The sequence below is a fragment of the Paraburkholderia phenoliruptrix genome (genome assembly GCF_047325075.1).
Lineage (GTDB): Bacteria > Pseudomonadota > Gammaproteobacteria > Burkholderiales > Burkholderiaceae > Paraburkholderia > Paraburkholderia phenoliruptrix.
On sequence record NZ_CP168530.1, the window covers coordinates 487,967 to 507,716 of the forward strand.

A 19,750-nucleotide genomic window follows, 5' to 3' on the forward strand; every position below is an offset into this window, starting at 1 on the left:
CGACTGGAGCCGATAATGAACGACCTCAAGACCGCCCCGACCGACCGCGCTCTGGCCGCGCTGCGCTACCAAACCGCCGCGCGCGATCTCGAACATATCGTCCGCAACATCGCCGCGCGCTACATCGTGCAACAGGTTCCGCTGACCTGGCGGCTGCTTCATGCCATCGAAGCGGAGGCGCTCGCGGACCTGGGATTTGCGAGCCGGCATGACGCGCTCATGCTCGGGCTCTTTCAACGTCCGTCGGACCTGCCTTATCCCGAAACGGACGAGACCGTGGATTTCGGCATGTCCACCGCGCTGCCCGCCGTTTTCGCGTTTGCTGTGTCGGCCTACGAAGAAGCGGCTCGCGGTGCCGCGCAGCGCGCGTCGCAAGATCCCGCGCCGAAGCGGGTCCAGGCTTGGGGCGACTGAGCCGGCGCTTTGCTTTGCTCGTCTACACTATGCGCAACTAACCGATAATTAGCGCATGTCGCCTCCACACCTGTCCGATCTCGTCCCGCGCCCGGAGCCGTCCACCGATCTCTTCGATCAGCAACGCGAAGACTGGCGCCGCGATCCGCACATTGCCTTCGACGCGTGGCTCGCGAAGCAGCATTTCCGGCGATCGTCAGCACAGGTTTATCAGGCGCAGTGGGGCCTCTTTCTCGAGTGGCTCGCCGCGCGCGGAAAAAGCCTCGCTACTGTGGATACCCATGCCATCGCCGATTTCGTCGCCGGCCTCGACGTTCGCAAACCGCAGCGCGTGCGCTATCTGCGGTTAATCGAGCGGGTGCTGGATCATGTGCGCGAAGTCGAGGCATCGTCGACGAATCCCGCACGCTTCATTGCTCAGGACGGCGAAGCTGCATGGCGCAACGCGCGCGACAATGAGCCGACCGGATTTCTCGATCATGCGGAGCGGACCGCGCTGATCGCGCATCTCTTTTCACCGATGCAGGGTTTGTCCAGAGCGCAGCGCTGGAAGGAGCGGCGCGACCGCGCGCTGGTCGCCGTGTTTCTCGGCGGTGGACTGAAGACGGGCGAGGCCGCCGCGCTCACGGTTAGTTGCACGACGCCGGGCTCGCCATGGGTCACCATTGACTCGGCGAATCCGACGCTGGTGCGGCGGACACGGCTGGCGCCCTTCGCCTGCGCGATTCTCGACGCCTGGCTCGCTGAACGCCGGCTGGTGGAACTGGCCGGCAATCTCGTGTTTGCGGCATCGCCATCCGGCCGGCCGATGCACAAAGCCACCATGCTTCGCGCCGTGGATGCGCTCGTGGACGCGGCCGGCATTGCCGCGTCGCGTACTTCGCGCGCCAGCCCGCAAACCTTGCGTAACACTTTTGCAGCCGATCTGTTCGAAAGCGGAGTGGAGGCGGAACTCGTCGGGCAATGGCTCGGATTTGTCCAGGCGGTCTCGGCGAATCGTCTGTATCGCGCCTGGCAAACGTGGATGGAACAGCAAAATTCACGAGCAACCGACGAACCGGATCCCGCCGCGCCGCTGCTGCCGGAACCTCGGACGGACGGGCGTTTGACGCGGACGGCGGGACCAGCGGAATCCTGAAACCTCTCACGGCTCGCGTCCCGAATTTCCTCACCTTTCGCGACTGTCGCACGCTCGCTTCAGGCGGTCGTCGACAGTGCGCCGCGCGACAAAAACCGGCTCACCGCTTCCAGCCGTGAATCGCCGGGCCCCGACGAATGCTCGCATTCCGGACATTGCAATTCGAACCGGTGATCCACCTGGGACAGTTCCGGCTCACCTTCCTCGCACTTGGGACAACGCAGCGGCAAGCTCACATGGCCATCTGCCGCCGTGCCGATGGTGTGCAATTCGTCGCTCGTGAGACGACCCGCCTGCACGAGCGAATAGAGCAGACTGCCAATGGCGGGATCGATACCTTGCTGGCTGCGCAGCGTCGCCAGTTCCTTCGTCAGCGCATCCAGCTCGTCCGATTGTTCGCGCAACTGGGCGTCGAGCCGGTCGCCGCGTGCTTTGGCGGCCGCCAGTTGCTGAATGAACTCGAATTCCTTGCGACTCGCGTCGCGCACGCCGGACTGATACGTCGCGGCCATGCTGCGCAGCGAGTCCAGTTCGACGAGCATCGGCTTGACGCGGCGCTCGGCCTCCGCGACGGCGTCTTTGATCTGTTGCGCATAATGCTCGGTGCTCTGGCGCAGCTCGACGTGCAATGCGTCGATGCGATCGCGCAGCGTCGCGTTCGTCGCCTGTTCGCGGTCGACGCGTTGGCGAAGCGTCTGGTTTTCCTGTTCCAGCCGACGAACCGCAGCCTGCAGGCCTTCCTGGTGAGCTGTGCCATGTGTCGCGACGCTCGAAAGCTCGGCCTCCAGTGCTCGAACGCGTTCCCACGCCGATTCTGCCCGTTGCTCGCTGCGCTTGATGGCGTCGTCGGCGGCGTCGCGGCGGATTTCCGCATCGCGCGCACGTTGCTCGGCCGCGGCGATCTGGGCGCGGACTTCCTCGCGCTCGGCATCCAAGGCGCTGCGTGCCTGCGCGACGGCTTCTTCGAAAAGCGCGCCCAGCAGTTCTCCGGCGCGCTCCTCCAACGCTTTCGGGATGGCGCCGGCGCCGACCTTCATGCGCGACACGTCGCGAATGCGCTCCCAGAAGTGATCGATGTCCTTCGGGATGTCGCTCGCACTGCCCGTCTGCGTGAGATCGCGCACGGCTGCGATTGACGGACGTATGCCGAGATCAAAGAACAATCGCTTGCAGGCGTGCAGCGACAGCTCCTGCCGTCGCGCCCCGGCAGACCGCAGGGTGTCGAGCTCTTCGCGGATCGCTCGGCGTTCATCGTCCAGATTCATACGGGCCTCGTCTACGTGATTGCACGAATCATAACAATTTACGTATCGAACGCTACAGTTTTTCGCTCTTGTGTTGCCGTGAGAGGCAAAAGGGCCGACGCGCGGTTTATTTCCCTTTGCTGTACCGCACGAGGTCGCCTTTTCCGTGAAACAAAACTAAGAACATCTAATAAGCGATTGTTCATAAAGGGAATTATGAGTTCGTAGACACATCGCGCACTGTTTCACGATACGCAAGCAAGGGCCGACGTTGGGTTAGGGGTCTATCCGAAGGACTCGCGGGTCTCGGGCTTGAGAGTAATAAATATAAACACCTTTGAACCCATGTTAAAACCGTTAACGCCATGGCAAAGCCTTACCTGGCGGGCTTTACCGGCCGTGAAGGTGAAGCTTTCCGGGAGGCTTGGTGAGGTCTTGCGGGAATCTGAAGTGATGGGGTTCGGGGACACCGGTGAGCAGCTGCGGGACAGATCGTGAGCGGGTTCAGGAAGCGCCCTTTTGTGGCAAAACAGGCGACGGTGAGGTTTTCCGGGAGCAAACCGGCGGCAAGTCCCCGGCTGTGCGCGCGGACGAGTCCAGGCACCGTCAGCGGCAAGGTGAGCGTTTTCGGGACCGTTCAAACGGCCTGTTTTTATCGGTGTCCGGGCCTCAAAAAACCTCGAGGTGAGCCGGGACAGGAGAAAACGCCAGGCGAAGGTGAGGTTTTACGGGGCTTGCGAGCCGCTTTTGCCTCAATTTTGTGCAATGCAAGGGCCAAGGTGAGCTTTTTCGGGAGCTTCCCGGGACACGCGCTGCTGCGTCCGCATGGCGGCGATGGAGGAAAGTTCGACATCCGGCCGAAAGGTGAGCAAATACGGGAGTCGTGCTCAGTGTCGGCCGCCTCATGGGAAATTGGAGTCGCTGGTCGCCAGAGGTGAGGCTTTTCGGGAGTTGTTTTCGGTGGCATCTAACGACAAAGGTGAGGTGATCCGGGAGCCTGGCACCATCTGCATGCCGGAAATGTGCTCTGGATGGGGCTTCTTTTTGTGGCTGCGGCGGCTACGTGAATCGTAAAGGTGAGGTTTTTCGGGACCGTTTCTAGCGGGGTAAAGGGCCGAGGACAACAGCGGTCTGCCCTTAAGGTGAGGCTTTACGGGAGAACGTCATGGCATGAGCACGCCGTGTGTCCGCTGTGTGAGTGGGCTAAATAATTGAAAATTAAAAGGAAACTGGAGAATTCAACGAAAGGTGAGGGTTTTCGGGAACGTGCGTTTTCGCGGATCTCGCGACGGGGTTACGGTCCTAAGGTGAGCGTTTCCGGGACGGTTTATATCCGCGTCTAACGCATTGTGCTTGCGACACCCGCGCCATGCGGAGCGCTCCAGCTCCTCAACGGTGAGCCTTTACAGGAGATGGACGAGCTTATTGAGGCCCAGCCTCGACATGGGCGTCCGAGGGGTCAGTCAAGAACCGTCGCGAGCGTGGGCGAACGACGACGTGCATCGCACTGGAAGTGGGCACGTGTCAATAAAACTGTCGATGCGTGGGGACGAGCGCCAGGGCTGCGGCGCCAAGGCACAATGGTCGAAAGCGCAAAAAATTTTTGTGGTGAGAAGATTCGGGATGAGACGTTCCCCTTTCGGCGCATGGGAGAAATCTCCCGATTTTTCCCAACCCGCGACGCTAAAGGATCGCCGGAATCCTGCGTGCAATCATGAGGTGAGGGTTTTCGGGAGTCGCCCCAGGTGAGTCGCGTCGCGTAAGCTGCCATCACCCGCAACGGTGAGCGCCGCGCTATAGACGCGTATCACCACAGTCGGTATGCTCTCGCCAAATCCTCCTTGACCAGACGCATGGCCACGAAGCGCGCCAAGAAAACCGATGTAGTCAGCCCCAGCTCGGCGGAGTTGCGCAAGGCCGTCGAGGCGATCGCGATTCAGCCCAAGAGCGGCAAGATCACGTTGCTGACCCGCAAGCTCTTCAATGTGCTGCTGGCCGTTGCCCAGCAGGCGGACGAATCGGGCGACACTTATCGCGCGTTGCTGTCCGACATTGTGGCCAATTCCGCGTTTGACTCCAACGACACCGCGCTCGTCAAGGAGCACCTGCGGCGCATGGTTTCGGTCCAGGTCGAGTGGAGCACGGGCACCTCCAGCCAGAAGCCAGGCCGCAAATGGGGCATCTCGACGCTGATCGCCGACGCGGAAATTCTCGAAGATCCGACCACGCGCCGGGTCTGGGTGGAGTTTTCGTTTGCGCCCAAGATCAAGAAAAAGCTGCTCGACCCGGTCCAGTACGCGCGCTTGAGCCTGCAATTCCAGAGTCAGTTGCGCAGCAGCGCGGGCCTTGCGCTGTACGAAATCTGCGTGCGCTATCTGACCAATCCCAGCCATTTGACGATGCGCGAATCGTGGGAATGGTGGCGTCCCATTCTGTCAGGTACGCCCGACACGGAAGCCGGCGACGAGGCAAAGCGCGAGTACAAGTACTTCAAGCGCGACTATTTGCGGCCGGCAATCGCCGAGGTCAACGCCGTCACGAATATCTTCGTCGAGCTGATCGAACATCGCGAAGGCCGGCGCGTGGCTGAGATCCAGTTTCGCGTGACCGAGCGCAAGCAGCCGATGCTCGCGCTCGACGAGCACCCGAACGTGTTCGACAGCACGTTGGTGGACCGAATGGTCAAGATCGGCATTCCGCTGAAAGAGGCGCAAACGCTCTACGCGGACAGCGAGGAAAACCGGATCCGCGCGGCTTTGCAGATGACGGAGCAACGCATGCGCAGCACGTCATTGCCGCCGGTCCGCAGCGCGCCGGCGCTCTTCAAGGACGCGCTCAAGAAGGGCTACGCACCGCCGGTCGAAGCCGTTCCGTCCACGGGCGGGGCCAAGGCTGCGGTGGCGGCCCCTGCCGACGACCTGAAGGCGCGTCTGTTGGGCGAATACTCCGCCTATCGCCGCAAGGAAGCGCGCGAACTGTATGACGAACAGGGCGAGTCTGAGAGGGAAATTGCGCGGCAGTCTTTCGAGGAAGAGGCGTTGCCGGGCCTCGGCGCTCATATGCGCGACGACTGGCGCCGCCGCGGGCTGGACTCGAAGATTGTCGAAACCGCTTTCTTCGACTGGCTCGCGCGCAAGACCTGGGGCGAACCGACGGACGGCGATCTGCTCGCCTTCACGTTGAGCCAGTCGCGCGCGGCGTGAGGTGCATGCCCGCCTGATCGTCTGGCGGCCGCGCGGCGTTTGTGGCGGCGGCCATCGGCAGTAGCCGTTGTGCCGCCGCTGAGTGCTGCTACTTCTGCTGCTTCTGCATTTGCTACTTCAACATCTTTTCAATCTGGCGAAGGATGTCGTCGCGCTTCTCGCGCGTGAGACCTTTGAGCCGTAGCTCGAGCCGGTCATCTCCGTACGACTTCAGGTCGCCCACTGCCACACCGTCCAGCTTGATCTCCAGCCGTTGCGCGTAGCGTTGCCTGCCCGCCGGCTTGGCGCTTTCCTGCGTGGTGGCCCTGCCCTTGACGATATCGGCGACCTGCCGCGTGCTCAGGTCGTCGGAGAGAATTTTGTTGATGAGCCGCAGCGTGGCGTCCGCACCGCGGGCGGCGTGGTAGCGGCCCACCTGATAAGCCATGTTCGAACCGAAGCGATCCGGGCGCGCCACCATCTCTTGCATGACGGTCTCCGGCAATTTGGCGATTGACAGTGCCACCGCGACCGTCGACTCGTCCAGGCCGAGATGCTCTGCGAGTTCTTTCTGGCTCTGGAAATGACGATCGTCAAGAAAGCGTTTCCAGACGACGGCGTTGTCGAACACCGTCTGCGAGTCGCGCTGGACGTTCAGATCGTAGCCGAGCTTGTAGCTTTCCAATCCGATCGGCAGATCGATCACGATCGCCTTTACGGTTTCCTTGTTCGCTTCCTTCAGCGCGCGCACGCGTCGGCCGCCGTCGCTGACGAAGTACGTGCCGGGGTTGTCGTAGTCGGGAATGACATGGATTGCCTGCTGCTGCCCTTGCTTCGCCAGGTTGACGGCCAGCTCGGCAATGGACGACTTCAGATAGAAATGCCGCGGATTGAACGGGCTCGGCTTGATGGTCTTCAGCGCGAGTTCGATGACCTGGCCGGGGCGGTAGCCGTGCTGCAATCTCCACGCACGATAGGCGGCGGACTCGTTTTCCGTATCGACGGAGTCGAGGTCGGCGGACATCGGCGAGACGACGGACGACAAAGTCCGAGCGGTTCCATCCGGCGGCTTCGGAGCATTGTTCTTGACCAAACCATCGATGGCGTTCAGACGATCCAGGGCAGTTCGTTTCTCGCTGCTGGTCGTATCAGGACGTGCTTGAAAGCCTTTGGCGAATTGGGAGGGTTTCATTCAGGGTCCTTTATGCGCATAAACTCAGGGGAGCAAAGCGGCGATCTCGTTCGCGCACGCCCTCACTTCGATGGCCGCGAGCTTGGCGCCGCGGTCGCTCATCTGGAGTACTGTCTGGCCCAACGCCATGGCCTGCTTGTAGGCTTCCCGCGTTGGGATCTGGGTCTTGAGGAGGGGGAACCCGAGTTCCTCTAACGCGCGCTTGAGTTCGCGCGTCAGCATCCGCTTTTCTTCGGTCTTGTTCAGCAGGAACACCGCGCGCAGATCTTCGTTCATGACCTGTGCTTGCTGGACGAGCTTGACGAGGCCGACGCTCGACCAGTAATCAGCGGGTGAGGATGATGTCGGTATCACGGCAACGCTCGCCGCCAATAGCACCACGCCCGACACCTTCTCTGTGATGGAAGGCGGGCAATCGACGACGATGATGTCGTAGTCCGCTACGAATTTCTTGATCTCACGATGAATCTGACTGCCGGCCTCGGAAAGATTTACAACGGGGAACGGTATGCCGGTGTCGCCGTCGGATGAGGCGCTGGCCCAGTGGATGAGTGTGTTCTGACCATCGGCGTCGACAACCAGGACTCTTTTGCCCCTCTCATGAAAGGCCGCCCCGAGGTGCATCGCGATTGTGCTCTTCCCGACCCCACCTTTCTGCTGAGTTACCGCGATGATTTCCGCTGCCAATGTTCACCTCCTTTTTTAGACGCAGATGGATTTTACCTGGTTGATTTCTCATTTCAATCGTTTCTTTTAAAAAGGAGATGGAAATAGCCGAACGGCCAGGTTTATGCGCATAAAGATTGGGGGCAGAGAAACGGCGCTGAGCGAAGTGTCTTCCTTGCCCTGTCGTCTCGTATGGTGAGGGCTCAAGCTGAGGTTCAGTCCGACGCCGAAGTCCGCCAGTTAGAGGAGCGCGCGGGCACCGGCATGTGATGCCGGCGCTCTCAGGACGGTGCTGAGGATCTGGGCGGCGCATACGCGGGACCCCAGGCGCACACGGCGCGCGCCCGGGCGAAAGGGGGCGGCTAGTCCTGGCGGTTTATGCGCATAAACTGGGCCCTCAGCCTCAGCCTCAGCCTCAGCCTCAGCCTCAGCCTCAGCCTCAGCCTCAGCCTCAGCCTCAGCCTCAGCCTCAGCCTCAGCCTCAGCCTCAGCGACAGCCTCAGCGACAGCCTCAGCGACAGCCTCAGCGACAGCGACAGCGACAGCGACAGCGACAGCGACAGCGACAGCGACAGCGACAGCGACAGCGACAGCGACAGCGACAGCGACAGCGACAGCGACAGCGACAGCCTGGGGCGCGCCGCGACTCTTCCGTGTCGCGACTAGGCGTGCACGAAGCCGACAAGGATCAAGCCGCCACCCACGCGCGGGTTCCCGTGACTCAGCGACACAGCCCAACGTTGCTCGAACCCCACGGTTCTCTTACCTCCGCATCGCGGCAGAGAAGCCGACGGATGTCCATCTTCTTCCGCGGGCGGTTTATGCGCATAAACTCCCGAATCCCGACGGCGCACCGCGAGGACGCACAGCAAGCCGGCCACCCAATGGAACCGTCGCCCCAGCCACCATCCACGACCGGCTAAAATCCAACCATCCGTCACCCGACCCGGTCACCGCCGCTCACCCCGCGATCCAACCAAATCACCAAGCAAGCTGCAATGATCACCATCTACCACAACCCCCGCTGCTCGAAGTCCCGATCGACTTGCGAGTTGATCACCGCCACGTACAACCGCGACCAGGAACCGACCGAGGTTATTGAATATCTGAAGCAGCCGCTCACGGTCGAGCAGTTGCAGGAGCTAAACGGGCAACTAGGCTGCCCCGTCCGGGACATGATTCGCGACTCTGAGCCGGAGTACAAAGAACTGGGCCTTTCCGACGCGACGCTTTCCGACGCTCAGTTATACGAAGCATTGGCCGCCCACCCGATCCTTCTGCAGCGACCGATTGTCGTGCGGAACGGGCGCGCGGTAATCGGGCGACCACCCGAAAACGTAGCGACCTTATTCGCGTGACGCCGCCACGGCAAACTTCAATCGGCGGCAAACGCAAAAGCAGGACGAGGAGCCTCGCCGCACCGCTGGCAGCAATTGACGCCTGAGTGTCACTTGCCTCCGGCGCCCGCCACTTAAACTGGCGCAGTGCTCGACGGCAAATCGTTCGCCGTCGTAAGAGTGCCGTGCATGAAAGCACAAAGTCGAACAGAAATGCGGAGTCTGAATGCTGGAACTACGACCGTCTTGCGAAGGGTGTGGCAAGTCACTGCCGCCGAATGCACCCGACGCGATGATCTGCACCTATGAGTGCACCTTCTGTGAAGTTTGCGCACTCACCGCCTTGCGCAACGTGTGTCCGAACTGCGGCGGCAATTTCGAGCGTCGGCCGATACGCACTCGCGCGCAGTTGGCAAAACACCCGGCCCGCAGTGAGCGAAGCCCGATCGCAATCGATGAAGCGTCGCACGCCAGCTTCTTCGAGCGCTATCGCGACACCCCGCCTGGCGAACGGTAAAGCGCCCGTCACGACATTGGCGCTATTGCAAGCTAGCGCGAGCTCAATCGTCGCTGCCTGCCGTGTCCGACATGGAAATGCCGCTCATCGTATGAGCCGCTTCACGCAGCAACCGAATCTGTTTGCGATAGTTGCGGCAGCCGCTGCATGTCGGTAAATGCAGCCGGATGGCGACCCACTCGCCCGTCGACAAAGAGCGGTCGAGCGCGTCGGACAGCAGGCGCGTGATGTTCTTACACTTCCCCATTGGCATCCTCGCTGGATAGGCCCTTCTCGCTCAGGCAGGTGCGCAAGCGCAGCCGCGCCCGATAAATCAGCACGCTGCAATGGTTGGCCGTCATCCGCAGCTCGGAACAGATTGCTTCAATGTCCAGGTCGAGGAATTCGCGCATCATAAAAACGCGGCCGATGTGCTCAGGCAGATGTTCCAGGCACATCTCGAACAATATCCAGAATTGTTGCTGGCGCAACGCCGTTTCAGGCGTCGGCCAAGGTCGGGGCTTGGTCTGTTGCGACCAGTGGCCGTTGTCCTTGAACAATTCGCGGTCGAGCAGCGCCTCGTCCTCGAGTTCCGACTCCAACGCAGAGAGATTCACGGTACGTTGCCGGGCGCGCAGCGTGTCCACGAGCTTGTGCCTGAGAATTCCGAAAACCCACGTCTTATGCTCGGACTGTCCGGCAAACCGGTCCGCCTGTGTCCAGGCAGCGGCGAGCGCTTCCTGAACCGCGTCTTCCGCTGCGGCAGCATCGCGCAGTTGGAGACGGGCGAAACGCACCAGGTCCCGGCGCAGTTGCGTCAGATAGACGGGATCGTCGAATCCCGATTCGCTCACGCGAGCCACGAGATGCTCCGCTCCGCGCTTCGCGGAAGACAAATGTTTTCGTTTGAATGGTTGTCGCTCATGAGCGGGGCGATGATCTCGCACGGGGTTCGAACACGTGCGCCATTCTGCCGTAGGTTGCAGCGCAAGCGAATCGGTATTGAACATGTGCGGCTTCTCGCGGTGGGTTACTCAATGACCTTGTCGGATCTCGCGAGCCCGTATGACAAACGGAAACGCATTATTGTGAAAATTGAAAAGGCGACAGGATCGCCTCGTGGCCACATTCCCGATACGTGCAAAGCCGAAGTAGAAGCCCAGCGCCCCCTTTCAGCGTCAGCGCGCCGCGTCCACTATTTCAAAATCCGAAAAGATGTCTTCCCGACTTGCGCGTTTTTACGCAGGCGCTGAGTCGCTATTCTTCACCCATCGATCAACCGGGATCGCAAGCCAACCCCACGAGGAGTAGCACCATGAAACGCATTCTGTCCGCCCTGATCACTTCCATTGCCCTGTTCGCTGCCGCGTCGGGCGTCGCGCAAGCCGTCGCTCCGTCGCAATGCAACGGCCCCGCGTCTTACTGCAACGTGTTTTTTGGCAACTAAGCCATTGGCGGCTGTAGTCCCGACGCGCATCGTTGTGCCGGGGCGGACAAGAGCCCACGCAGGCAAAGGGCGCCCAAGCGGCGCCCTTGTTACATCAAAAGGCAAGGTGAGCGATGAGCGGTTAGGAACGTGGTCGAGTCGAGAACAACAGCTCCCGAAGGACCCGACAACGCCGCGCAAAACTATACGCGCCACCAAGCTCCCCGCCGATCCCGAAAAAGGCGTGCTGCCTCCAAAAGATATAGGCCGGAGGCAGGCTTGATTGACAAGGCAAAAGTATCAGTTATCCACAAGGTTATTCAGCAAATCTGTGGATAACTTTTCCGCCCGCGGGCTTATCCACCGGGCTAGCGCAAAGCCGTCACGCTATTGCGTCAATTGCGCCACGCGCGGCCTTCAACCAGCACCGATCTGCGCTTTTTGCCTATGATGGACAGTTCGTACCCTTCGCGCCCCGAGCGCCTCATTCAAGGAAACGAATCATGGCCCTACATATCGCAGTCGTCGTCGGCAGCCTGCGCCGCGAGTCGTTCAACCGCCAGTTGGCGCAAGCCGTCATCTCGCTCGCACCGCCCGAGCTCACGTTCGAGTTCATCGATATCGGCTCATTGCCTCTTTACAGCCAGGAGTACGACGCCGATTTCCCGGAAGTCGCGAGGCAGCTCAAACAACGTGTGGAGGCCGCCGATGGCCTGCTGTTCGTGACACCCGAATACAACCGTTCCATTCCCGGCGTGCTGAAAAACGCGCTCGACTGGGGCTCGCGCCCGTGGGGCGCGAATTCCTGGGGCAATAAGCCGGGCGCGGTGATCGGCACTTCGGTCGGCGCGACCGGCACTGCGCTCGCGCAGCAGCATCTGCGCAATGTGCTCGCCTACCTCGACGTGGCTACGCTCGGGCAGCCGGAGGTGTTCATCAAGCACGACCCCGCGGTCATCAACGAGAAAGGCGAAATCCTCAACGAAGGCACGCGCAAGTTCTTGCAGAGTTTCGTCGACCGCTACGTCGCATGGGTCAAGCGGCACGCGGCCGCTTGAGCCGCGGTGCACGGCCACGCGCGCCCGTGAGGCCCGTGGCGTGTTAATCGCGTGCCAATTGCGTGTTAAATGCGGCGGCGGCGCTCAGGCTTCACCAAGCGCGCCGCCGCTACCGCTTCCCCGTTTCTGCTTCCTATACGTGGTGATGTCCCGTCACGCGTTCCCAGCCGTGGCGCACGGCGAGCTTGAAGCGCTCCCACGTGCTGTTGTCCGCCGACGTCGATTCCCAATGACGTCGCGCCTCAGGTTCCACCTCGTCCCACGCTCTGTCGCGAAAACGCACGTCCCTGCCGATCTCGGCGCCGTAGCGATAAGCCGGCACATAGTCCTCGTAGCGCGAGTCGTCGGCTGCATACTGCTCGTCGTAATGGATGCGGAAGTCTTCTTCGTACTCCAGATATTCGTTTGGAATCTGGCCGCTCAAACCCGCCGTCGGATGCCCTGCGCCGGAGACCACTTCCGACGGCTGCATGACCGCGCCCGAGCCCGGCGCCGAGCCGGCGGCGATGGCGCTGCGTCCGGCGTCCCCGGTTAGCGGGTCGCGTAGGGGCTCGCTGAGCGGATCGGTTGCCGGACGCTCGCTGAGCGGCGGCGGCACAAACGGTTCGGCGTCGGTGCTGCGCGGGGACGTCGAATAGAGCGGATCGGGCGCGAGCGGATCAGACCTCAGCGGATCAGACCTCAGCGGATCAGACCTCAGCGGATCAGACCTCAGCGGATCAGACCTCAGCGGATCAGACCTCAGCGGATCAGACCTCAGCGGATCGGCCGTTAGAGGATCGGTCCTCAGCGGATCAGTCGTCGCCGCAGACGGCGTCGTGGCGCTGAAACCGGTCGCGCCCGGCGCGCCCGCACCGCCCGCACCGCCCGCACCGCCCGCACCGCCCGCCGGCAGGGTTCCGCTTGCGGCCGACGTCGTCGCGCTCGTCTCCCGGCCGGTGGCGCCCGTCATGCCGCCTTGGGCCCCGCGCACCGCACCCGGCGCGGCACTACCCGCCGTTCCCGTGCCAATCCCCAACTCGTCCAGCAACGAATGCTCGCGCGCGCTTTCGGAGGCCGTTTGCGTGCCCCAGTCCGGCGAGCGCTCGCCGATATCGGTCGCGCCGAGCCGCGTCAGCGTGTTGCGGGCGAGTTCCGCGTGCGATTCGCTGGCGGCGTCGATCACGACCAGCACCGCGCCCCGACGCACCGCTTCTGTGTAGCGTGCCGTCTCGGGCGCGCGCGGGCCGCTGGCAAAGAGGCTCGACAGAAAACGTTCGATGTTGGCGAGCACGCCCGACCCGGCGACTTCCTCGGTGGCGGAGCCGACCGACGGCTCGGCGTTCGCCTGCAATTCAATGGTGTCGCGAGCGAAACCGGTCTGCACTAAGGTGTCGCGAGCGGCTTCGGCGTCAGCATAGGTGTTGAATAAACCAATCACGGTATGTCGCATGGCTGTCTCCCGTTTGGGTAGGACGGACAGCGCGTGGCGCGCCGTCCCCATTACCTGCCGGATGCCGCAACCTTCATGCCGGGAATGCGGCTCGCGCGCCGCCGGCCCGCAGCCGTGGGCCGGCGCGAAGGCCCTCGACGAAATCCCGCGGCTGGCCGCGGCCTGTGCGTTTTTACAATCCGCGGTAACGGAGCGCACGAGGCAAGCCGCCCCCCGCCGGAACCGCCGGTGCGCTATTGCACCTGATGCGCCGCCGGATCCAGTCCGCTCTGCGCGAGCTCCCGCTGGATTCCCTGCAGCAGGCTTTCCAGCAGCGCGATGTCGAAAGGCTTGGACAGCACGCGCACATTGACCTGGCGCGCGCGATCGAGCTCCTCCGCGTAGCCCGTCACGAGAATGACGGGCAGCGTGGCGTCGAAGGCCCGGATTGCCTCGGCGAGGTCTATGCCGTTCAGACTGCCCGGCATATGGATGTCCGACAGCACGACGTCGAACGGCAGCGGCTCGCCGGTGCGGCTATGCTGCCGGTGCCCGTCGTCCAGCAGGCGCAAAGCCATGTCGGCGTTCAGGACGCAGGTGACGTGGTGGCCCATCATCTGCAGCAGCGCTTCGGTGCCCGCCGCGACTTCTTCGTTGTCTTCGACAAGCAGAATGCGCAGTCCATGCGGTGCGCTACCGTCCTCGGTACCCGTTTCGACCGGCACGTCGACTGCCGGCGCTTCCGTCGCGCGCGGCAAATAGAGCCGCACGGACGTGCCTGCGCCGACAGCGCTGTCGATCGCGGCAAGCCCGCCCGAGCGCTCGCAGAAGGCGAACACCTGCGGCAAGCCGAGCCCGGTGCCCATGCCCTTCGCCTTGGTCGTGAAGAGCGGCTCGAAGGCGCGCGCGAGCACCTCGGGCGCCATGCCGACGCCGGTGTCCTCCAGCGACACCTGAACGAAATCGCCGGTCAGCGGAAAGCCGTCTTCGTGACGGAACGTGATGTTGGTCGCACGCACGGTAAAGCGCCCGCCGTTGGGCATGGCATCGCGCGCGTTCACGGCGATGTTGATGAGCGCGAGTTCCAGTTCCGCGACGTCCACGCGCATCGGCCAGATGCCGACGCCGACATCCATCACCAGCGAAACCTTGGCGCCGAGCGACGCGCGCAGCAGGTCGCGAGAGGCCGGCAGCCAGCGGTCGAGCGCGACGGTTTCATTGCGCAGCGGCTGCTTGCGCGCCACGCCCAGCAGCTGCCGCGTGAGCGACTGGCCGCTCTTCAGCGCGCGCTCCATGGCCGAGAGTTCGCGGTCGAGCCCGTTGGCGCCGCGGCGCCGCGCGATCTGCACGTTCGCCGACAGGATCATCAGCAGATTGTTGAAGTCGTGCGCGACGCTGCCGACCAGCGTGCCGAGCGCCTCCATCTTGCGCGACTGCCGGTACGCCGATTCGATCGAGCGACGCATGGAGGCTTCCGCCTGCCAGCGCTCCCACGCCTCTTCCTCGGCGCCGAGCCGCCGCAGCGACAGCCAGATCACGCACCAGAGCGCGACGGACGGCGTGAATATGGAGAGGAACAGCACCGCAAGATGCCGGTACCACGCGGCCCACATGGCCGACGCACGGTAGCCGCACATGACGTAGACCGGATACGAGCCGACGTGCCGGAATGCAACGATCATGTTGTCGCCGTCGATGTTCGAGCGCATGCGCGTCACGCCCGCGCGTCGCCCTTCCTTCATCGCCTCGGCGAACGGCGAGTCCGCCGCGACCGCGTTCGGCTCGCCCGGGCGGCGCGGATAATGCGCGAGCACGGCGCCGTCGGTGCGCACAAGGGTCATGGTCATCGGCAGGCCGTCGGTGCCGCCGAGCAACTCGCGGTAAAACGCGTCGAAATAGCTCGGCCGCAGCGCGACCGACACCACGCCGGCGAATGTGCCGTCGGGCGCGCGACGTTCCACGCCGGTGTTGAACACCTGCTCGCCGGCGACGTGCCCCGACATCACCTTCGAGACGTGCTCGAGGTCGCGGCCCTCGCGCAAGCCGACGAAATCGTCGCGGTCCCCGATCGAAACCGGCGGCGCCGGATAAAACCGGCTCGTCACGAGCAAGGCGCCGTCGCGGCCGAAAATCGACACGGCGGCGACTTGCGGATAGCCGCCGCCCATGGTGCGCAGTTTCTGATGAATGGCCGCCTCGCGCGCGCGAATGCCGTCGTCGCCGAGACCTTCCGTCAAATCGACGATGCGCGTGTCGAGCGTTTCGTTCATGTCGAACACTTTCAGCGCATGTTCCTCGGCGACGCGCACGGTGCGCAGCGTCATATCCGTGGCGTCGGCCTCGCGGCTGCGCAGGTCGTTAAACGCCATTGCCGCGACGTAAAGACACGGAAGCACGACTGCGGCGACGAGCAGCGCGATCAGCGTAATGCGCCGCACGTGAAAATTCTGTTCGGGCACGGCGGGAAATACGGCGTCGCCCTGCCTTTCAGCGGAACGGCGGCTCGCTCGGCGCGGATCGAACCGGTCTTGTGTCATTGTCAGATGCTCGGCATTTCCAGGCGAAAAGAGACAGGATGATACGAGAAGCATAGTCGCAGAACGGCGGTAGAAGTTACCGTCATGGACTGCGCTTGCCTGTAGGACGCGCAATTCATCGGACTTTTAAAACAGTGACGAATTACGAAGCGCAAACGTACACAAAAGTATAAACGGTATAGAAACGATTATTATGCGGCGCGTATCTTTTCGAAAAATGGATAATGCAGGAAGATATTGTTAGCCAGGCGAGAATAGCGCGTATTGCGTTTCGGCTGGTTTACTTCGAGAATCGACGCCACGACAAAAAGTGCGTCCGCCATGTTCGAACGCATACGCCGCGAGGGCACCGGATCATGCGTACGCGCGTGAGCACCGGGCGTTCGCGGAACCACGCGCGCGGCAAGACTTAAGCCAGATTGAGCGAGCCGCGCCGATTCATCTACGGGGTAGGCTCAGCACATGCCGGTCATAGCCGTCGTCCGCCGCACGCGCGCGCAGTTCTGCGCGCGCACGGCTTTCGCCCAACGCGCCCTGCCGCGCCTTATCCCCGCCTGGCCGACAGGCGCCTTCCAGCAGGCGCCTGTCGCCGCTCGCCGTCAGACTCCGCCCTAAAGAGTTCCCACCACCCGCCGTTAACCCGAACGAGCTTATTCCGTCTTTTGCCCGCCATGTCTTTGCCTATCGTGATCGCCGATGATTCGCTGCTTGCCCGCAAGGTGCTCACCAAGGCATTGCCGGCGGATTGGGACGTCGAGGTGTCCTACGCCTCGAACGGACGGGAAGCGCTCGCTTTGTATCGCCAAGGGAAAGCCTCGGTGATGTTCCTCGACCTGACCATGCCGGACATGAACGGCTATCAGGTGCTCGAAGCATTGCAGCATGAGGATCTGAACACCTTCGTCATCGTCGTCTCAGCCGATATCCAGCCGATGGCCCAGTCGCGCGTGCGCGCGCTCGGCGCCGCGGCGTTCGTCGCCAAGCCCGTGACGCCGGAGGCGGTACTGCCCATCCTCAAGGAGTACGGGTTGTATGTCTGAGCCAGTCCTCACCGAAGATCAGCGCGACGCGCTGCAAGAGGTCGCCAATCTGGCGATGGGTCAAGCCGCGACGCGCCTCGCACGGCTGCTCGATTCGTTCATCGAGCTGTCGGTGCCGCGCGTGAGGGTGGTGGCGGTCAGCGAGGCGGCGCAGGCGCTGAGGGAAATGACCGGGATCCAGGATCCGGTGAGCGCCGTGCGTCAGGGCTTTCGCTCGGACATCAAGGGCGAAGCGCTCGTGATCTGTCGCAGCGACAGCGTCGAGGATCTGTGCGCGCTCGTGAGCGACCCTTACTCGCGCTCGGCCTACGAATCGGTGAGCCAGAAAGAACTGATGTTCGACGTCGCCAATGTGCTCACCGGCGCGTGCGTGTCGTGCATTCTGGACCAGCTCGGCCGCACGCCGGTGTTCTCCGCGCCCGGCCTGCTCGGCGACGCACTGACGCTCGACGAAGTGTTCCAGCCCGGCGTGCTGCAATGGGAAGTCGCGCTGCTCGTCGAGGTCAATTTCACGCTCGAAGACCAGAGCTTCCGCGCGCATCTCGTGATGCTGATGGCGGAAGAGTCCATTCGCCACATGAACGACGCGCTCGACGCGCTCCTCTCCAGCCTATGAATTCGCCCGCGCCGTCGTTGAGCGATCTGGTGGTCGAGCGGGTCGGCTTCGGCATCTTCGTGCTCGATCGCGACATGAACGTGCTGATGTGGAACCGGTTCATGCAGGACCACAGCGGCTTGTCGGCGAAGCAGGTGGTCGGCAAGTCGTTGTTCACGCATTTTCCGGAACTGCCGCGCGTCTGGTTGTCGCGCAAGATCGAAAGCGTCTTTCAGTTGGGCAGCTTTGCGTTCAGTTCGTGGGAGCAGCGGCCCTATCTGTTCAAGTTCGATCACGACCGGCCGATCACCGGCGGCGTCGACTACATGCAACAGGACTGCACCTTCATGCCGCTCACGCGCGAGCGCGAAGTGGTGGCCGTGTGCGTGACGATCTCCGATGTGACGCACGTGAGCATCGTGCAGCGCGAGCGCGAGGAGGCCGTCGCCAAGCTCCAGGAATACGCGGACCGCGACGGGCTCACGGGCATTGCCAACCGCCGCTACTTCGAGGCGCGTCTGCAGGACGAATACACACGCTGGCAGCGCTACGGCGGCGACATGTCGGTGCTGCTGTTCGATCTCGACCACTTCAAGAAGATCAACGACCAGTTCGGCCACGGCGTCGGCGATACCGTGCTGCGCGTGATGGCGCAGCGCGTCGCCGGCGTGGTGCGAGCGCAGGACACGTTTGGGCGTTTCGGCGGCGAGGAGTTCGCCTTGCTGCTGCCGTGCACGCCGCTCGAGGATGCAATGCGCGTTGCCGAAAAAATCCGCTGCACGATTGCGGACACGCCGGTCGAGGTGCAGGGCACGAGCGTGCCGGTGACGGCAAGCGTCGGCGGCGCGGCGGCGCGCCCCGGTTTGCCCGCCTACGAGGTGCTGATCAACGAGGCCGACGCGGCGCTCTACAGCGCGAAGCGCCAGGGACGCAACCGCTCGGTCGCGCTGACGTGAACGCCTGCCGCGGCTCTCACTAACGCTCGCGCCCCATATTCCGCAGGCGAAACTGCGCCGTCTCACAAACGTTGATATACTTTTCGCCGTTTCCGGCCTCCCAGCCGTCTGTTTCGCGCGTGTCCGCGCGCGCGGGCGCCCGCCCCTGCGGCGAGGCATCACAATTCCTGTACGCCTTTCAGCGGGCGCCCTCCTGCGGAGATCGTCTTGGCTGTTTCCAATCTCGTCGTGGACGATACTGAAATCGACGCCGCTGCCGCCACGTCCGGCAGCTCGTTCTATCTCGCCATGCGCATCCTGCCGGCCGCGCAGCGCGACGCGATGTATCAGGTCTACGCCTTCTGCCGCGCTGTCGACGACATCGCCGACAGCGACATGCCGCGCGCCGAGCGTGCCGCCGCGCTCGAGCGCTGGCGCGCCGACATCGACGCGTGCTATGCCGGCGCGCCGCGCGCCTCGTTGCGCGCGCTCACGCGGCACATTCACACGTTTCATCTGCAGCGCGAGGATTTCCACGCGATGATCGACGGCATGGCAATGGACGCCGCCGCCGACATCTGCGCGCCCGACGAAGCCACGCTCGACCTGTATTGCGACCGCGTCGCGAGTGCGGCGGGCCGTCTGTCGGTGAGAATATTCGGGATGCAGGAGGAGCCGGGCCGTTTGCTCGCGCACCATCTGGGCCGTGCGCTGCAGCTCACGAACATTCTTCGCGACATCGACGAAGACGCCGGCATCAACCGTTGCTATCTGCCGCGCGAGTTGCTCGCGCGCGAAGGCATCGCGATCAAGAGCCCGCAGCAGATCGCCGACGACCCGTCGCTGCCGCGCGTGTGCGCGACGCTCGCCGCGCGCGCGCAGGAGCACTTCGCCGCCTCCGACGCAATCATGGACCGCGAGCCGCGCGGCCACGTGCGCGCGCCGCGCATCATGTCCGGCGTGTACCGCGTGCTGCTCGAGCGCACGCTGGAGCGCGGCTTCGACATTCCGCGCACGAAAGTCAGCAAGCCGAAGCTGCACTTGCTGTGGATCGTCGCGCGTTACGCGCTTTTCTGAGC

At 63.1% G+C, this 19,750-nt stretch carries 18 protein-coding genes and 2 pseudogenes; 13 read left to right on the forward strand and 7 right to left on the reverse strand.

Features of this window, described 5'->3' with window-relative positions:
• The first annotated feature begins 15 nt into the window (after window positions 1-15).
• Window positions 16-414: a DUF2471 family protein gene (locus tag ACEN8U_RS02125; RefSeq protein WP_310111185.1), complete on the forward strand. Its 399-nt coding sequence runs from the start codon at window positions 16-18 to the stop codon at window positions 412-414.
• 55 nt (window positions 415-469) lie between these two features.
• On the forward strand, window positions 470-1,552 hold the full coding sequence (locus ACEN8U_RS02130; RefSeq protein WP_310111181.1) for a tyrosine-type recombinase/integrase: 1,083 nt from the start codon (window positions 470-472) through the stop codon (window positions 1,550-1,552).
• 59 nt (window positions 1,553-1,611) lie between these two features.
• On the opposite strand, the gene ACEN8U_RS02135 is transcribed toward ACEN8U_RS02130, so the two are convergent.
• Complete coding sequence (locus ACEN8U_RS02135; protein WP_310111179.1) at window positions 1,612-2,817, reverse strand: DNA-binding protein; 1,206 nt, start codon at window positions 2,815-2,817, stop codon at window positions 1,612-1,614.
• A gap of 1,832 nt (window positions 2,818-4,649) precedes the next feature.
• Between ACEN8U_RS02135 and ACEN8U_RS02140 the strand changes: the two genes are divergently transcribed.
• On the forward strand, window positions 4,650-5,999 hold the full coding sequence (locus tag ACEN8U_RS02140; protein ID WP_310111177.1) for a replication initiation protein: 1,350 nt from the start codon (window positions 4,650-4,652) through the stop codon (window positions 5,997-5,999).
• Window positions 6,000-6,111: 112 nt separating this feature from the next.
• Here ACEN8U_RS02140 and ACEN8U_RS02145 read toward each other — a convergent pair whose 3' ends face one another.
• Window positions 6,112-7,170, reverse strand: a complete 1,059-nt coding sequence (locus ACEN8U_RS02145; RefSeq protein WP_310111174.1) for a ParB/RepB/Spo0J family partition protein — start codon at window positions 7,168-7,170, stop codon at window positions 6,112-6,114.
• 24 nt (window positions 7,171-7,194) lie between these two features.
• On the reverse strand, window positions 7,195-7,857 hold the full coding sequence (parA, locus tag ACEN8U_RS02150; RefSeq protein ID WP_025599248.1) for a ParA family partition ATPase: 663 nt from the start codon (window positions 7,855-7,857) through the stop codon (window positions 7,195-7,197).
• Window positions 7,858-8,214: 357 nt separating this feature from the next.
• Here parA and ACEN8U_RS02155 point away from each other — a divergent pair, with 357 nt between their 5' ends.
• The 3 genes from ACEN8U_RS02155 to ACEN8U_RS02165 all read left to right on the forward strand — a co-directional run bounded on the left by ACEN8U_RS02155 (window position 8,215) and on the right by ACEN8U_RS02165 (window position 9,690).
• Window positions 8,215-8,502, forward strand: coding sequence for a hypothetical protein (locus ACEN8U_RS02155; protein ID WP_413657224.1), 288 nt, complete (start codon window positions 8,215-8,217; stop codon window positions 8,500-8,502).
• 332 nt (window positions 8,503-8,834) lie between these two features.
• Complete coding sequence (gene arsC, locus ACEN8U_RS02160) at window positions 8,835-9,194, forward strand: arsenate reductase (glutaredoxin) (protein WP_310109989.1); 360 nt, start codon at window positions 8,835-8,837, stop codon at window positions 9,192-9,194.
• Between the two features lie 205 nt (window positions 9,195-9,399).
• Window positions 9,400-9,690, forward strand: a complete 291-nt coding sequence (locus tag ACEN8U_RS02165) for a DUF1272 domain-containing protein (RefSeq protein WP_310109987.1) — start codon at window positions 9,400-9,402, stop codon at window positions 9,688-9,690.
• Between the two features lie 43 nt (window positions 9,691-9,733).
• On the opposite strand, the gene ACEN8U_RS02170 is transcribed toward ACEN8U_RS02165, so the two are convergent.
• Window positions 9,734-9,943 (reverse strand): zf-HC2 domain-containing protein, encoded by a 210-nt coding sequence (locus tag ACEN8U_RS02170; RefSeq protein WP_310109985.1) that lies wholly within the window; start codon window positions 9,941-9,943, stop codon window positions 9,734-9,736.
• Entirely contained in the window at window positions 9,924-10,679 is a 756-nt protein-coding gene (locus tag ACEN8U_RS02175; RefSeq protein WP_310109983.1) for an RNA polymerase factor sigma-70, read from the reverse strand. The genes ACEN8U_RS02170 and ACEN8U_RS02175 overlap by 20 nt, the downstream gene beginning before the upstream one ends.
• 305 nt (window positions 10,680-10,984) lie before the next feature.
• Between ACEN8U_RS02175 and ACEN8U_RS02180 the strand changes: the two genes are divergently transcribed.
• Together ACEN8U_RS02180 and ACEN8U_RS02185 are read left to right on the forward strand one after the other, a co-directional pair.
• The gene (locus ACEN8U_RS02180) at window positions 10,985-11,116 is read left to right on the forward strand and encodes a hypothetical protein (protein WP_310109981.1); all 132 of its coding nucleotides are present in this window, start codon (window positions 10,985-10,987) and stop codon (window positions 11,114-11,116) included.
• 482 nt (window positions 11,117-11,598) lie between these two features.
• Window positions 11,599-12,153 (forward strand): NADPH-dependent FMN reductase, encoded by a 555-nt coding sequence (locus tag ACEN8U_RS02185; RefSeq protein ID WP_028361305.1) that lies wholly within the window; start codon window positions 11,599-11,601, stop codon window positions 12,151-12,153.
• Between the two features lie 133 nt (window positions 12,154-12,286).
• On the opposite strand, the pseudogene ACEN8U_RS02190 reads toward ACEN8U_RS02185, so the two are convergent.
• A pseudogene (locus tag ACEN8U_RS02190) lies at window positions 12,287-12,799 on the reverse strand (hypothetical protein); the annotation flags it as partial.
• 58 nt (window positions 12,800-12,857) lie between these two features.
• On the opposite strand from ACEN8U_RS02190, the pseudogene ACEN8U_RS02195 reads away from it, so the two are divergent.
• Window positions 12,858-13,355: pseudogene (locus ACEN8U_RS02195) on the forward strand (pentapeptide repeat-containing protein); the annotation flags it as partial.
• Between the two features lie 463 nt (window positions 13,356-13,818).
• Here the strand turns inward: ACEN8U_RS02195 and ACEN8U_RS02200 are convergent.
• A complete protein-coding gene (locus ACEN8U_RS02200) occupies window positions 13,819-16,101 on the reverse strand; it encodes a hybrid sensor histidine kinase/response regulator (protein WP_310109979.1) in 2,283 nt (760 codons plus the stop codon).
• A gap of 671 nt (window positions 16,102-16,772) precedes the next feature.
• Between ACEN8U_RS02200 and ACEN8U_RS02205 the strand changes: the two genes are divergently transcribed.
• From ACEN8U_RS02205 to hpnD, 4 genes are all read left to right on the forward strand, one after another.
• Window positions 16,773-17,141: a response regulator gene (locus ACEN8U_RS02205; protein WP_013591254.1), complete on the forward strand. Its 369-nt coding sequence runs from the start codon at window positions 16,773-16,775 to the stop codon at window positions 17,139-17,141.
• Window positions 17,134-17,757, forward strand: a complete 624-nt coding sequence (locus ACEN8U_RS02210) for a chemotaxis protein CheC (protein ID WP_014972644.1) — start codon at window positions 17,134-17,136, stop codon at window positions 17,755-17,757. The genes ACEN8U_RS02205 and ACEN8U_RS02210 overlap by 8 nt, the downstream gene beginning before the upstream one ends.
• Window positions 17,754-18,692 (forward strand): diguanylate cyclase, encoded by a 939-nt coding sequence (locus ACEN8U_RS02215; protein WP_310109978.1) that lies wholly within the window; start codon window positions 17,754-17,756, stop codon window positions 18,690-18,692. The genes ACEN8U_RS02210 and ACEN8U_RS02215 overlap by 4 nt, the downstream gene beginning before the upstream one ends.
• Window positions 18,693-18,899: 207 nt before the next feature.
• Window positions 18,900-19,748 (forward strand): presqualene diphosphate synthase HpnD, encoded by an 849-nt coding sequence (hpnD, locus tag ACEN8U_RS02220; protein ID WP_310109977.1) that lies wholly within the window; start codon window positions 18,900-18,902, stop codon window positions 19,746-19,748.
• Window positions 19,749-19,750 lie beyond the last annotated feature (2 nt).